This window comes from Pseudomonas koreensis, assembly GCF_036668835.1.
GTDB lineage: Bacteria > Pseudomonadota > Gammaproteobacteria > Pseudomonadales > Pseudomonadaceae > Aquipseudomonas > Aquipseudomonas koreensis_I.
This window is the reverse complement of the sequence record NZ_JAZEVW010000003.1, coordinates 552,747-566,792: the sequence shown is the minus strand read 5'-3', so window position 1 is coordinate 566,792 and position 14,046 is coordinate 552,747. Positions and strand designations below refer to the sequence as shown.

At 62.3% G+C, this 14,046-nt stretch carries 11 protein-coding genes; 5 read left to right on the top strand and 6 right to left on the bottom strand.

Annotated features, from left to right (window positions below; translation table 11 throughout):
- Window positions 1-38: 38 nt before the first annotated feature.
- The 6 genes from V6F91_RS11825 to pilG all read right to left on the bottom strand — a co-directional run bounded on the left by V6F91_RS11825 (window position 39) and on the right by pilG (window position 10,008).
- A complete protein-coding gene (locus V6F91_RS11825; protein ID WP_332764545.1) occupies window positions 39-509 on the bottom strand; it encodes a chemotaxis protein CheW in 471 nt (156 codons plus the stop codon).
- Window positions 502-6,423: an Hpt domain-containing protein gene (locus V6F91_RS11820; protein ID WP_332764543.1), complete on the bottom strand. Its 5,922-nt coding sequence runs from the start codon at window positions 6,421-6,423 to the stop codon at window positions 502-504. The genes V6F91_RS11825 and V6F91_RS11820 overlap by 8 nt, the downstream gene beginning before the upstream one ends.
- An 11-nt stretch (window positions 6,424-6,434) precedes the next feature.
- The gene (locus V6F91_RS11815) at window positions 6,435-8,483 is read right to left on the bottom strand and encodes a methyl-accepting chemotaxis protein (protein WP_332764541.1); all 2,049 of its coding nucleotides are present in this window, start codon (window positions 8,481-8,483) and stop codon (window positions 6,435-6,437) included.
- Between the two features lie 144 nt (window positions 8,484-8,627).
- Entirely contained in the window at window positions 8,628-9,167 is a 540-nt protein-coding gene (locus V6F91_RS11810) for a chemotaxis protein CheW (RefSeq protein WP_090287127.1), read from the bottom strand.
- 10 nt (window positions 9,168-9,177) lie between these two features.
- Window positions 9,178-9,543: a twitching motility response regulator PilH gene (pilH, locus tag V6F91_RS11805; protein WP_332764537.1), complete on the bottom strand. Its 366-nt coding sequence runs from the start codon at window positions 9,541-9,543 to the stop codon at window positions 9,178-9,180.
- Between the two features lie 60 nt (window positions 9,544-9,603).
- Entirely contained in the window at window positions 9,604-10,008 is a 405-nt protein-coding gene (gene pilG / locus V6F91_RS11800) for a twitching motility response regulator PilG (RefSeq protein ID WP_090287129.1), read from the bottom strand.
- Window positions 10,009-10,233: 225 nt separating this feature from the next.
- On the opposite strand from pilG, the gene gshB reads away from it, so the two are divergent.
- From gshB to pyrR, 5 genes are all read left to right on the top strand, one after another.
- Entirely contained in the window at window positions 10,234-11,205 is a 972-nt protein-coding gene (gshB, locus tag V6F91_RS11795; RefSeq protein ID WP_332764534.1) for a glutathione synthase, read from the top strand.
- Window positions 11,206-11,372: 167 nt separating this feature from the next.
- Window positions 11,373-12,272 (top strand): energy transducer TonB, encoded by a 900-nt coding sequence (locus V6F91_RS11790; protein WP_332764532.1) that lies wholly within the window; start codon window positions 11,373-11,375, stop codon window positions 12,270-12,272.
- A 172-nt stretch (window positions 12,273-12,444) separates the two neighbouring features.
- The gene (locus V6F91_RS11785) at window positions 12,445-13,017 is read left to right on the top strand and encodes a YqgE/AlgH family protein (protein ID WP_332764530.1); all 573 of its coding nucleotides are present in this window, start codon (window positions 12,445-12,447) and stop codon (window positions 13,015-13,017) included.
- The gene (gene ruvX / locus V6F91_RS11780) at window positions 13,017-13,454 is read left to right on the top strand and encodes a Holliday junction resolvase RuvX (protein WP_016772738.1); all 438 of its coding nucleotides are present in this window, start codon (window positions 13,017-13,019) and stop codon (window positions 13,452-13,454) included. Before V6F91_RS11785 ends, ruvX begins: the two co-directional genes overlap by 1 nt.
- Window positions 13,455-13,534: 80 nt before the next feature.
- The gene (pyrR, locus tag V6F91_RS11775) at window positions 13,535-14,041 is read left to right on the top strand and encodes a bifunctional pyr operon transcriptional regulator/uracil phosphoribosyltransferase PyrR (RefSeq protein WP_332764527.1); all 507 of its coding nucleotides are present in this window, start codon (window positions 13,535-13,537) and stop codon (window positions 14,039-14,041) included.
- Window positions 14,042-14,046 lie beyond the last annotated feature (5 nt).

Here is a 14,046-nt window from a genome sequence, read left to right as displayed (position 1 = left end):
CCAGCGATGAGGCCCGTCAGAACAACACAAATTCCGGATCAGTGCACCAGCCCCGCCGCCACCAACAACTGCTCCAGCGCCAACAAATCCGGCACCTTCGCCACCTGCTCGCCGACCTGCACCGCCGCCCGCTCCAGCCCGCACAGCGGCACGTCGACATAACTCAACTGGCTGTCGAGTTTGTACGAGCGCGGAATGCCCTGCACCAGCAACGCGATGAACCTCAGCTCCGGCAACCCGCCCAGCGCATTCAGAATCACAATCCGTACCCGCTCGCCGATAACGATTTTCTGCCCGCACGCCGACTCGAAACTGATCAGCGGGATCTGCCGCTCGCGCCAGGCCACCCGCCCCAGATACCACGGTGGCGTGTCGAGGTCGAAGGCGCTGGCCTGGTAGTCGATCAGTTCGGCGACGGCGACGTTGGGCAGGATCAGGTTGCGGTCCGCCAGCGGCAACAACAGGCCGGTGAGTTGGCTGCTGCGCAGCGAGTGCCCGTGTTCATGCATGTCTGTTGCTCCAATGGGCAATGCTTTCGAGCAGCACCGATTCCTGATACGGCTTGCCGAGATAGTCGTTGACGCCGATGGCAATCGCGCGGTCGCGGTGTTTCTGGCCGGTGCGCGAGGTGATCATGATGATCGGCAGGTGCTGCAGGCGTTCATCGTTGCGCACTTGCGTGGCGACTTCGAAGCCGTCCATGCGCGGCATTTCGATGTCGAGCAGCATCACGTCGGGCAGGTGTTCTTCGAGCAGCAGCATCGCGTCGACGCCGTCCTTGGCAGTCAGCACGTTCATGCCGTGGCGTTCGAGCAAACGGCTGGTGACCTTGCGCACCGTCACCGAGTCGTCGACCACCATCACCAGCAGCGGTTTCTGTGGTTCGCTGTCGAGGTCGCTCAGTGCCTGCGGCTGCGCAACCCGCGCCTGCATCGCGCGGATCGGTGCGAGCAGATCAAGGATCAGCACCACTCGGCCATCGCCGAGAATCGTCGCGCCGGACACGCCCTGCAACGCGGCAAACTGCGGGCCGAGGCTCTTCACCACGATTTCCCGGGTGCCGGCCATGGCGTCGACCAGCACGGCGATGCGCCGGTCGTTGCAGTGCACCAGCAGCACCGGCAGCGGCAGATTCTGCCCGAGCAGTTTCGGCCGTGGCGCGGTTTTCAGCAGCTCGCCCAGGTAGCACAGTTCATAGGTCTGGCCGGCGTAGTGATAGCGCGGCGGATCCTGACGAAAGTGCCCTTCCAGATCATTCGGCAATACGCGCACGATGCCTTCGATGGTGTGCAGCGGAATCGCGTACTGATCCTCGCCGCACTGCACCATCAACGCACGGTTGACCGACACGGTGAACGGCAGCCGGATACGAAAATGCACGCCCTGCCCCGGCACCGAATCGATGCTCATGCTGCCGCCGAGCTGACGCACTTCTTCGTGGACCACGTCCATGCCGACGCCGCGTCCGGAAATCTGCGTGATCTTTTCCGCTGTGGAGAATCCCGGCTGCAGGATGAACTGCAACACATCGCGGTCGCTGATCTCCGCCTCCGGCGCAAGCAGTCCACGTTTGATCGCCTTGCGCCGCACCGCTTCCAGCGGCACACCGGCGCCGTCATCGCGAATATCGAAAACGATGTCGCCGCCTTCTCGGGACAGGTCGAGGGTGATCCGCCCCTGTGCCGGTTTGCCCGCCGCGAGCCGCACTTCGGCGGACTCCAGACCATGGTCGACGGCGTTGCGCAGCATGTGTTCCAGCGGCGCGGCCATGCGTTCCAGTACGTTGCGATCCATCTCGCCCTCAGCGTTGCCGACCACGAAGGCGACGTCCTTGTTCAGCTCTTCAGCGACCTGGCGGACGATGCGTTTGAGTCGCGGCAACATCCGTTCAAACGGCACCATGCGCGTGCGCATCAGGCCTTCCTGCAATTCGGTATTGACGCGCCCCTGCTGCTGCAACAGGTTCTCCGCGTCGTGGTTGCGCCGGTCGAGGGTTTCCTTGAGGTCGAGCAGGTCGGACGCCGATTCGAACAAGGCCCGCGACAGTTGCTGCAACTGCGAATGGCGGTCCATTTCCAGCGGATCGAACTCTTCATAACCAAGGCGTTCGCCGTCGACTTGCTGGCGACTGATAATCCGCCCCTGGGTCTCGGTGTCGAGGCGGCGCAACTGATCACGCATGCGCTCGATGGTGGTTTCCATCTCGTTCAGCGCGACTTGCGCGTCGTTGACCTGCTGCTCGATGCGGCCACGAAAGATTGAGGTTTCGCCGGCCAGGTTGACCAACTCATCGAGCAGCTCGGCGGAGACCTTGACCATGTCCGCGCCGGCCTCGGCGGGCGCTGGCGTCGGTTCGGTTTTCGCCGGCATTGGCAGCACTGGCGGCGTTTCGGCGCTCAGCGGATGGCTGAAATTCTGGATCGCATTGATCAAGCGGTCCGCCGGTGGGCACGGTTGCCCGGCGCGCACCCCATCGAGCATTTGTGCCAGGCGGTCATGACCACGCTGCACCAGAGCGAACAGCTCTGCTGACGGTTGCAAGGCGCCGGTGGACAGGCTTTCGTAGAGGTATTCGAGTTCGTGGGCGAGGTCGCCGATCGGGCCGATCTCGACCATTCGCGCGCCGCCCTTGAGCGTGTGCAGATCGCGCAACAGCGTTTCCACTTCCTGGCGGTTGCCCGGCTCGGCCTGCCAGCGCAGCAACGCGGCGCCGGAGTTTTCGATGATGTCGAAACCTTCTTCGAGGAAGATCTCCAGCAACTCCGGGTCGTGCCCGGCGCTGTCAGAGTCGGCATTGGCCGTCGGCGTTTCGCTGGCGCTCGCGCCATGGCGCGCCTGCCGCAGCGCTTCGATCAACGCCTGCGCCGGCTCCAGCGCTTGCCGGGTTTGCAGTTGCTCGACCAGCAACGCCAGGCGTTCATGGCCGTTGAGCAGCAACTGCGCCAGCGCGCTGCTGTGGCTGAAACGCCGATCGGCCAGACCTTCGTAAAGGTTTTCCAGTTCTTGCGCGAGGTCGCCAATCGCCTCGACCTCAGCCATCCGCGCACCGCCCTTGAGGGTGTGCAGGTCGCGCTGCAACGACGACAGTGGTGCACCGTTATCCGGTTCGCTGAGCCAGCGCTGCAAGGCCTGGCCGGCGCTGTCGAGAATGTCGACGGCCTCTTCGATAAAGATCTCGACGATTTCGTCGTCCGCAGCCAGCGATGCGGCGGATTGCTGCAGTTCGGCGGTGGCGCTGCCCAACTCGCGGATGCTCAGGGTGCGGCTGCCGTCGCTGCGGATCAGACCCATGGATGACGGGTCGAGGCTTTCATCGAGCAGTTCATGCAAGGCACGAACGCGCTCGGGCTGCGGAGTGATTTCCTGGCCGGCGGCGAGTTCGTCGAGCATGTTGATCAGCGCTTCATGGGCCAGCTGCGCCTCATGGAAAAACCGCTCGCTGACCGCCAGGCTGCTTTCTTCAACGGCGCCGTAAAGATCGAGCAAGGCCTCGCAGAGCACGTCGACCGACAGCAGATCGGCCAGATGCGCGCCTTCGCCTAGGGTCGTCAGTTCGTCGAGCAAGGCGCTGAGTTCCTGGCGCTCGCCGGGGTGCTGCTGCCAGCGCTGCAACAGGCTTTCGGCGTCGAGCAGGATGTCCATGCCCTGAGCGAGAAAGCTGTGGATCAGTTGCGGATCGCGCTTGACCCGCAGGCCGGTGTCCGCCGCCTCGAGGATCGACGCCAGCCGCTCGGCAAGCAGGGTTTGCGAACGCTTGATCAATGACTGCGCACCGACAATCGGCGCCAGCGGATCGTGCTTGAGCTGGCGCAGGCCAACGCGCAGAAGACCTTCGGCTTCCAACAGCAATTCGACCTCGTCGAGGTCCAGCGGCAACTGGTGTGCCTTGAATTCGCGGGCCAGTTGATCGAGTGGCGCGGCGAGTTCGGCAATCGGCACTACGCCGGCCATCGACGCGCTGCCCTTGAGCGTATGCAAGGCGCGTTGCAATTCATCGCTGGCCGGCAGTGGAACGTGCTCGGCCGCCTGGTCGAGGAAGCGGTTGAGGCTGGCGAGGTGGGTTTCGGCTTCCTTGCGAAAAATTTCCAGCAACAGCGGATCGAGCGCGGTGACATCGTCGACGTCTTCGGCGGCCAGCGGCTCGTCGCCCTTGGCCAGTGCGTGGGCACGGGCGGCCAGTTGATCGACATCGTTGCGCTGACGCTGGCGCTGCGTGGCGAATTCGCTGATCAGCTCGGGCAGCAGCAAAACGGTGTCGGTGAGCAAGCGCTGCACCACCGAACCCGGTTCGACGCTTTGCTCCAGCACGCGGTTGAGCAGGTTCTCTACCGCCCACGCCAGTTCACCGAGGATCAGCGCGCGGACCATGCGCCCGCTGCCCTTGAGCGTATGGAAGGCCCGGCGCAGTTCGCTCAGCGCTTCGCGATCCTGTGGATCGGCGCTCCAGCGCGGCAGGTGTTCGTGCAGCACGGCGAGCACTTCGTCAGTCTCCTCGAGGAACACCTCGCGCAGCTCGTCATCGACCGGTTCTTCATCGGCGGGCGGCGGCAGCAGGCTGCCGGGGGTACTGCGTGCCGGCGGGTTCACCACCGAAACCGGACTGGCAAGAGCGTCGGCCAGCGATTGCACGACGTCCGGGTCGTCCAGTGTCTGCAGATCCTGCATCACCAGCGCTTCGCCGGGGCTGAGTACCTCGTCGAGCACCGGTACCTGCGGTTCGCCGGGCGCCTCGCTGGCGTGATCGTCGGGGAAGAAACCGAGGCTGGCGAGGCGCTTCTGCGCCACGTCCAGCAGTTGCTCGCTCGGCGCCAGCGGGTCGTCGCCCCAGCGTTCGAGATAATATTCGAGGCTGCTGATGACGTCGGCGAGTGCGTCCAGTTGCTGCCAACCCGGCTCGTGCGGATCGAGCAAAAGATGTTCACGGATAAAACCGTTGCACGCTCCGACCAGACTCGCCGCACGGCTCAAGGCAATCATCGCCAGTGCACCGCGTACTTGCGTCAGCAACGCGGGCAACGCTTGCAGTTGCTGGCGGTCCCAATCGGCGTCGATGTAGTCGACGATCATGTCCTTGGCCTGTTGCAGGCAGATGCGCGCTTCCTTGATCACGATCTGGTGAATCTGCGTCAGGTCGGTGGTCGGCAGTTGCGCGTCTTCCGCGCTTTCCGTTTCGACAGTGCCGACCATGCCGGCCAGGGTCGCTTCGACGTAGAGCAAGGCCCCGGCAACGTCCATCAGGATCGCGTCGTTCGGTTCGCGCTGGCCCTGCGCCAGGCTGAGCACCACCGCCAGTTGATCGATGATGACCTTGCGCGGCTGGCCAAAACCGAGCACCGCGAGGGTGTCGGCGATCTGCCGCAGCGGCGCAAGCAGGCTGTCCAGATCCGCTGCGTGCTGGCGGTCGCTGCGCACGAACAGATCGAGGCGTTCCTTGACCCGCACCAGTTCTTCGCACAGCGCCGTGAGCACCGAGCGCATCGCGTCGCGATCGGGCCCGGCGAGGCGTGCGCGTTCTTCATCGACCATTGCGCTGTCGGGCAGCGCGTCGTCCAGGGAGTAGTGATCTTTCATGGTCAGCATCTGCCCGGTGGGATGTTCGGCTTTGGCAATATAGAACAACAGGCTTTTCAGCAGCTCCGGCGGCGCGGGCTGGTTGAGCCCGGCCATGCCTTGGTCAAGCAGGCGTTTGAGCTGTTTGTCGGCATCCTTGAACAGGCTGCGCAGCGCCGGGCTGTTGGCGATGACGCCGTCGCGCATGCCTTCGACCAGCGCCGCCGCGACCTGCCACAACGGACTCAGCGGCGACTCGCCGCTCAACCCTTCGAGACGGCTGAAGACTTTGCCCAGATAACCGAGATGAGTCGCATCATCCTGCTCGCGCAGCAGACCGACCAGGGCCATTTGCAGCGTTTGCCGCAGTTTGCGCAGCACGTTCGGCAGTTCGGCCGGTTCCAGTTGCGCCAACGCTTGCGCGCTGAGCGGCGCCAGTTCGGGCAATTGCGGGCTGAACAGGCTGGTCTCCGACAGCAGGCTCTCGCCACGGGCGCTGCGCAGATCATTGATCAGCGGCAGCACCACCAACGGCAGGTCACGCCGCGCGTTCTGCACGCGCTCAAGGTAAATCGGCAACTGCCCGAGGGCCTGCAGCAAGAGGTGCAGGGCTTCATCGCGATGATTGACGCGATCGTGTTGCAGGGCTTCGACCAGTTGCTCCATTTCTTCGGCGAGCAGCGCGGCGCCGTAGAATTCGATCATCTGCAAACTGCCATGCACCTGATGAACGTAATCCAGACACTCATCGAGCCCCGGAAAGGCCTGCGGATCATCCAGCACGGCTTCAATCGCCTGATGCGCCTGCTTCAGCGTATCGGCAATTGCGCCTTTGACCCATTCGAGGGCGACATAGTCGTGCCGGGCACCCATAACCACTCCACTCACGCTTTGTCTGTCGCCGCCGGCAAGGTGAATCCGGACACCGAGCGGCGCAGCTGGCTGGCCATTTTCGTCAGGTTGCCAATGCTTTCGGCGGTGGCGGTGGAGCCAGACGAGGTCTGCGAGGTGATCTGCTGGATCACGTTCATCGTCAGCGAGATCTGCCCGGCCGAAGACGTCTGCTGTTGCGCCGCGTTGGAAATGCTCTGGATCAGCGCCGCAAGGGTTTTCGACACGCCTTCGATTTCTTCCAGAGCCACACCGGCATCCTGCGCCAGTCGCGCGCCGCGCACCACTTCGGTGGTGGTCTGCTCCATCGAGATCACGGCTTCGTTGGTGTCGGCCTGAATCGCCCGCACCAGGGTTTCGATCTGCCGGGTCGCGGCAGACGAACGTTCGGCCAGCCGCTGCACTTCGTCAGCGACCACGGCAAAACCGCGCCCGGCATCACCGGCCATCGACGCCTGAATCGCCGCATTGAGCGCCAGAATGTTGGTCTGGTCGGCGATGTCGTCGATCAGGCTGACGATGTCGCCGATTTCCTGGGACGACTCGCCCAGACGCTTGATGCGCTTGGCGGTGTCCTGAATCTGTTCGCGGATGTTGTCCATGCCGTGGATGGTGTTGTGCACCACCTCGTTGCCCTTGTTGGCGATTTCCACCGAGCGCTCGGCAACGGCCGACGACTCCGCTGCGTTGGCCGAAACCTGATCGATCGATTGCGCCATGTCGTTGATTGCCGTCGAGGCTTCGGAAATCTGCTGGGCCTGATGCTCCGAGGCTTGCGCCAGGTGCATGGCAGTGGCCTGGGTTTCCTGCACGGCAGCGGCGACCTGGCCGGCGGTGAGGTTGATGGTCGCGACCAGATCGCGCAACTGGTCGACGGAATAGTTGATCGAGTCGGCGATGGTCCCGGTGAAGTCTTCGGTCACCGAAGCGGTGACGGTGAGGTCGCCATCAGCGAGGTCTTCGATTTCATCGAGCAGGCGCATGATCGCGTTCTGATTACGCTCGTTCTTTTCGGCGGTCTCGCGCAGTTGCCGGTTGGTTTCGCGCACCATCACCAGGCCGATAAGGATGATCGAGGCCAACGCCAGCAAGCCGAGCACGTAACCGCCGATGGTGTCGGTGTTACGTCCGCCGGCGAGATTTTCGAAACGGGTGGCCAGGTGCGAGGCTTCATCGAGCAGGGTTTGCGACAGCGAGAAGATATTGGTCGCCGACTCGCGCACTTTGAACAGCTCGGGGGAGGTTTCGAGGATTTCATCCACCGAGCCTGAGACGAACTGGAACAGCTCGGAGATTTCGCTCAGCCGGGCGCGCGCATCGCGGTCTTCGACCTGAGTGATCTTCAGCGCCGGATTGCCCTGCAGCATGCCATTGAGCACCTGGCCGAACCGAGTGGCATCGCGGCCAAAAGCGTCGGCGGCCTGCTGCGAATTTTCGTCACCGGCCAGCACCGTGTTGACCGCGCCGAGGATGCGTTCGGCCAGCAGCGATTGACGCTGGGCCATCGCCACTTGTGCTGCCGGCGCACCGCGTTGCAGAAGAATTTCGACGACTTTTTCGTATTCGATCTGCAACTGCGGCACGGTTTCGGCCAGGGTTGCGGCGACCTGATGCAGCGACAGCACGGTCTGTTCGCTGGAGAGAATCGCGTCGGTGTTTTTCAGCAGACGTTCCCAGTCCAGCTGCACCGCGCGCATTTCCGGGCGCACGGTGGCCGGTGCCGGCGGCAGGCCGGTGTTCGGATCGCCTTTTTTCAGATAACCCCAGCGCTGGGCGAAATCGTTGCGCGCGTCGCTGAGCAGCTTGAACGCGGCGGCTTTACCGGCGGCGGCTTCGGTGGCGTTCTTGGCGATGCGTTGCGACAGCACGCGCAGCTCACCGGCGTGGCCGATGTACTGTTTGTCGTAGTTCGCCTGGGTGTTGAGGTAGGCGAAGTTGGCGAACAGCAGCATGATGAACACGATCAGCGCGATGAACAGCACGATGATCTGCGCGCGGCTGCGCGACGCTTCTGCCGACTTGCCTGTTTTTGCTGTTGTCATCGGTCCTCGCCTGTCTGAAGCTCACCGGTAGAACCTGTAGGAGTGAGCCTGCTCGCGATTGAACGATAACGCGATGTACTTGATACACCGCGGTGCCTGAATCGCGAGCAGGCTCACTCCTACAAGGGAACTTTGTTGTAACGGCTATATCGCGACGCTCATGAACACCGGCGATTTCGCCAGGGCAAACAGGCTGAACACCCGCCAGTTCTGCTCGCGGCGGAAATAGCCTTTGACGAATTCGGCCTTCGAGCCCTGGCGCTTGCTGATCGACAGCGGTTCGAAGCTGTGCTGATCAAAATGCTGCAGACCGATGACCTCGTCGACCATCACCCCGGCAAACACGTCTTCATGCTCGACCACCAGCACCCGCCGCTGTTTGCGCAACGGCGACAGCTCATGGCCGAAGAAGCCGCACAGATCCATGATCGGCAATAGCCGGCCGCGCAAATTCGCCACGCCCTTCACCCACGGTTTGACCCCAGGCAATTGGGTGAAGCGCGGCTCATGCAGCACTTCGCTGACCTCGCCCATCGGCGCCACGTACCAGTGTTCGCCGAGACGGAAACCGATGCCGCTCCAGCGCTCTTCGCGTGCCGCTTGCGACGGCAGGTCGGCCGCCAGCAAGCGACAGCGCTGGTCGATCTGCCAGAGCAATTCGAAGGCGGTCAGCGATTCGCTCATGATCGCGCGATCAGCCTCTGAGTACGTTGTTCAGGGTCTTGATCAGGGTGTCTTCGTCGACCGGTTTGGTCAGATAGTCCTTGGCGCCCTGGCGTGTGCCCCAGACCTTGTCGGTTTCCTGGTCCTTGGTAGTGATGATGATCACCGGGATGTGGCTGGTCTCGGCGTCCTTGGTCAATTGCCGGGTCGCCTGAAAACCGTTAAGGCCGGGCATGACGATGTCCATCAGCACGGCATCGGGTTTTTCCTGGCGGGCCAGGGCCACGCCGTCGGCGCCGTTCTCGGCCTTGAACACTTCGTGGCCGTGCTTTTCGAGCATGCCGGTCAGTTTGTACATTTCGGTCGGCGAATCATCGACGATCAGGATACGTGCCATGGTTTTCCCCATTTTTCTTGTCGACCCCCGGCCCGCTGGCCGCGTGTCTCTGAACCTTTGTTACTGCGACACAACGGCGGCGAAGCCCGGAACGTGGGCCTGGATCGCGCTGAGCAGTTCTTCCTTGCTGAACGGTTTGGTCAAAAACTGATCGGAGCCGACAATCCGCCCCTTGGCCTTGTCGAACAGCCCGTCACGGGATGACAGCATGATCACCGGCGTGGCCTTGAAGGCGCTGTTGTTCTTGATCAAGGCGCAGGTCTGATAGCCATCCAGACGCGGCATCATGATGTCGACGAAAATGATTCCGGGATGGTGGTCGGCGATCTTCGCCAGGGCGTCGAAACCATCAATGGCGGTAATCACTTCGCAACCGACATTTTTCAGCAATGTTTCGGCGGTGCGGCGAATCGTTTTCGAGTCGTCGATCACCATGACCTTCAAGGCGCTGGACTGCTGTTCCATAAGAGGGCTCTACCGTCGCCTTTGCGAATCAATTTGTCCGTTTTGCACTCAATAATGGCCTCAAACCCTTGATACCCAAGGGTCGGCGCGCTCTGCCAGCCTTTTTAGCACAGTCTCCAGATGCAATCTATCGACGGGTTTTTCCTTGACCGAAAACCCGCCCGGCGCCACTCTGGCGGCACTTTTTCAATACCGATCCGGTAGCCAATTTTCGAGGAAAACCCAATGAGCGTTCGCGTCGGGATTGTCATGGACCCTATCGCCAGCATCTCCTATAAAAAGGATAGCTCGCTGGCCATGCTGCTGGCGGCGCAGAAGCGCGGCTGGGAACTGTTCTATATGGAACAGAAGGACTTGTATCAGGCCGAAGGTCAGGCGCGGGCGCGCATGGCGCCGCTGAAAGTCTTCGCCAACCCGGAAAAATGGTTCGAGCTGGACGCCGAGCAGGACAAGCTGCTGAGCGACCTGGACGTGATCCTGATGCGCAAGGATCCGCCGTTCGACATGGAATTCGTCTATTCCACTTATCTGCTGGAACAGGCCGAAGCTGCCGGCGTGCTGGTGGTAAACAAGCCGCAGAGTCTGCGCGACTGCAATGAAAAGCTGTTCGCCACGCTGTTCCCGCAGTGCACGCCGCCGACCATCGTCAGCCGTCGCCCGGACGTGCTGCGCCAGTTCGCCGATCATCACGGCGATGTGATCCTCAAGCCGCTGGACGGCATGGGCGGTTCGTCGATCTTCCGTCACACCGCTGGCCACCCGAACCTCTCGGTGATCCTCGAAACCCTGACCCTGCACGGCAAGCAGCAGATCATGATTCAAGGCTACCTGCCGGCCATCGTCGATGGCGACAAGCGCATCCTGATGATCGACGGCGAGCCGGTGGATTACTGCCTGGCGCGGATTCCGGCGCTCGGTGAAACCCGCGGCAACCTCGCCGCCGGCGGCCGTGGCGAAGCGCGTCCGCTGACCGACAAGGACCGCTGGATCGCCGCCCAGGTCGGCCCGACCCTGCGCGAGAAAGGCCTGCTGTTCGTCGGTCTGGACGTGATCGGCGAGCACCTGACCGAAATCAACGTCACCAGCCCGACCTGCATCCGCGAAATCGACAATGCCTTTGGTACCGACATTGGCGGCATGCTCATGAATTCTATCGAAAGCAAGCTGCAAGCTTCGAGCCGCAAGCCTCAAGCTTGAAGCCAGGCGGCAAGCTGTTAACTTGCAGCTTGCAGCTAGAAACTTGCAGCTGCCCCTATGCAGCTGCCCCTATGCAGCTTGTCGCTTGAAGCTTCAAGCTTGCAGCTAAAAACCAACATTGCGTTATCATGCCGGGCCCATGAAAACGCGATGTTGGTTTTTCTGTAATGACGCTCCCGTCCGATCTGCCCGCTGAACTCGCCCATCGTGGCGTGCGCCCGGCCGATCGCCTCGGTTTTACCCTGTTTCTGGCAGCGCTGATCCATTTGGCGCTGCTGCTCGGTGTCGGCTTCAGCATGGTCGAGCCGAAACAGATCAGCAAAACCCTGGAAATCACCCTCGCGACTTTCAAGAGCGAAAAGAAGCCGGAAAAGGCTGATTTTCTCGCTCAGGAAAACCAGGAGGGCAGCGGCACGCTGGACAAGAAGGCGTTGCCCAAGACCACCGAAGTGGCGCCATTCCAGGACAATCAGGTCAAGAAGGTTACTCCGCCACCGGCTGCCAGGCCCGCAGTCCCAGAGGCCGCGCCAAAGGCAGCAGTGACCACCGTCGCGCCGCAGCCGAAAAAGGCCCCGACCAAGAAGGAAGAGCGCAAGACCGAGGTCAAACCGACCGTCGACGCGCCGGAATTCGACAGTTCGCAGCTGTCCAGCGACATCGCCAGCCTCGAAGCCGAACTGGCCAAGGAACAACAGCTGTACGCCAAACGCCCGCGCATCCACCGCTTGAGCGCCGCCTCGACCATGCGCGACAAGGGCGCCTGGTACAAGGACGACTGGCGCAAGAAAGTCGAGCGCATCGGCAACCTCAACTACCCCGAAGAAGCCCGGCGCAAGCAGATCTACGGCAACCTGCGCCTGATGGTCTCGATCAACCGCGACGGCTCTCTGTACGAAGTGCTTGTGCTGGAATCCTCCGGCCAGCCGCTGCTGGATCAGGCCGCGCAGCGAATCGTCAGGCTGGCGGCACCGTTTGCGCCGTTTACCGGCGATCTGTCGGATGTCGATCGTCTGGAAATCATCCGCACCTGGAAATTTGCTCGCGGCGATAAACTCTCCAGCAACTGACACACCACAGAACCCTTGTGGGAGCGAGCTTGCTCGCGAAGAGGCCGGCACATGCACCATTGATGTTGCCTGACCTGACGCCTTCGCGAGCAAGCTCGCTCCCACATTTGATCTGCGTTGTTCTCTGATCCTCAGCTTGTCAGTTTGCCCCTTCGACGCCACACTAGCGCACATGAAAAACCTCAGCCCCAGCTACCTCAAGCATCACTTCCTGATCGCCATGCCACACATGGCCGACCCGAACTTTGCCCACACCTTGACCTACATCGTCGAGCACACGGCCAATGGCGCGATGGGGCTGGTGGTCAACAGGCCGCAAGAGTTGAATCTGGCCGACATCCTCGAGCAATTGCGTCCGGACATCGAGCCGCCAGCACTGTGCCAGCACGTACCGATCTTCATCGGCGGTCCGGTGCAAACCGATCGCGGTTTTGTCCTGCATCCCGCCGGCCAGACTTTTCAGGCCACCGCGCAACTCGATGGCGATCTGGCTTTGTCGACCTCGCAAGACGTGCTGTTCGCCATCGCTGACGGCGTCGGTCCGGCGAAAAGCCTGATCACCCTCGGTTACGCTGGTTGGGAAGCCGGACAACTGGAAGCCGAAATGGCTGACAACGCCTGGCTGACCTGCCCGTTCAACGCCGACATCCTCTTCAATACCAGCAGCGAATTGCGCCTTGAAGCAGCGGCGCGGCACTTGGGCATCGATCTGAACCTGCTGACCAGCCAGGCAGGTCACGCCTGATGGCCCTGCGCCTGATTCTCGGCTTCGACTACGGCACCAAACAGATCGGCGTCGCGGTCGGCCAGGTGATTACCGGCCAGGCCCGCGAGCTGTGCACATTGAAAGCGCAAAATGGCGTGCCGAACTGGGATCAGGTCGAAGCGCTGATCAAGGAGTGGAAACCCGACGCCGTGGTAGTCGGCCTGCCGTTGAACATGGACGGCACGCCCAGCGAAATGTGTGTGCGCGCAGAGAAATTCGCCCGACGCCTGAATGGCCGCTACAACCTGCCCTTCTATACCCACGACGAACGTCTGACCACGTTCGAAGCCAAAGGCGAGCGCCTGGTGCGTGGCGGCCAGAAGGGCAGTTACCGCGACAACCCGGTGGATGCCATCGCCGCCGCCCTGCTGTTGCAGGGCTGGCTCGATGAAAACACCGCATTGTTTGAATCCTGACAAGCGCTTCGGCGCTTTTCTTTTGGTTATAAACCGGGCCTGTCCGACAGGACGCGGCCCGGATTCACGAAGGAGCAACCATGAGCCTGCCCAATCCCGCCGATCTGATCAGCCAGATGGCGACCCGCCTCAAGGCGCACCTTGCCCAGCGTGACATCAGCGAACCGCGTTACATCGGCATCCGCACCGGCGGCATCTGGGTCGCGCAGGCGCTGCTCAAGGAGCTGCGCAGCGATGCGCCACTGGGCACGCTGGACGTTTCCTTTTACCGCGACGACTTCAGCCAGAACGGCCTGCACCCGCAAGTGCGCCCGTCCGCCCTGCCCTTCGAGATCGAAGGCCAACATCTGGTGCTGATCGACGACGTGCTGATGAGCGGTCGGACCATCCGCGCCGCGATGAATGAACTGTTCGATTACGGCCGCCCGGCCAGCGTGACCCTGGTCTGCCTGCTGGACCTGGACGCCGGCGAGCTGCCGATCCGCCCGAACGTGGTCGGCGCGACCCTGACGCTGGCCGCCCACCAGCGCGTGAAGCTCTCCGGCCCCGAGCCGCTGGTCCTCGAACTGCAAGACCTGACCCTTTAATCCGC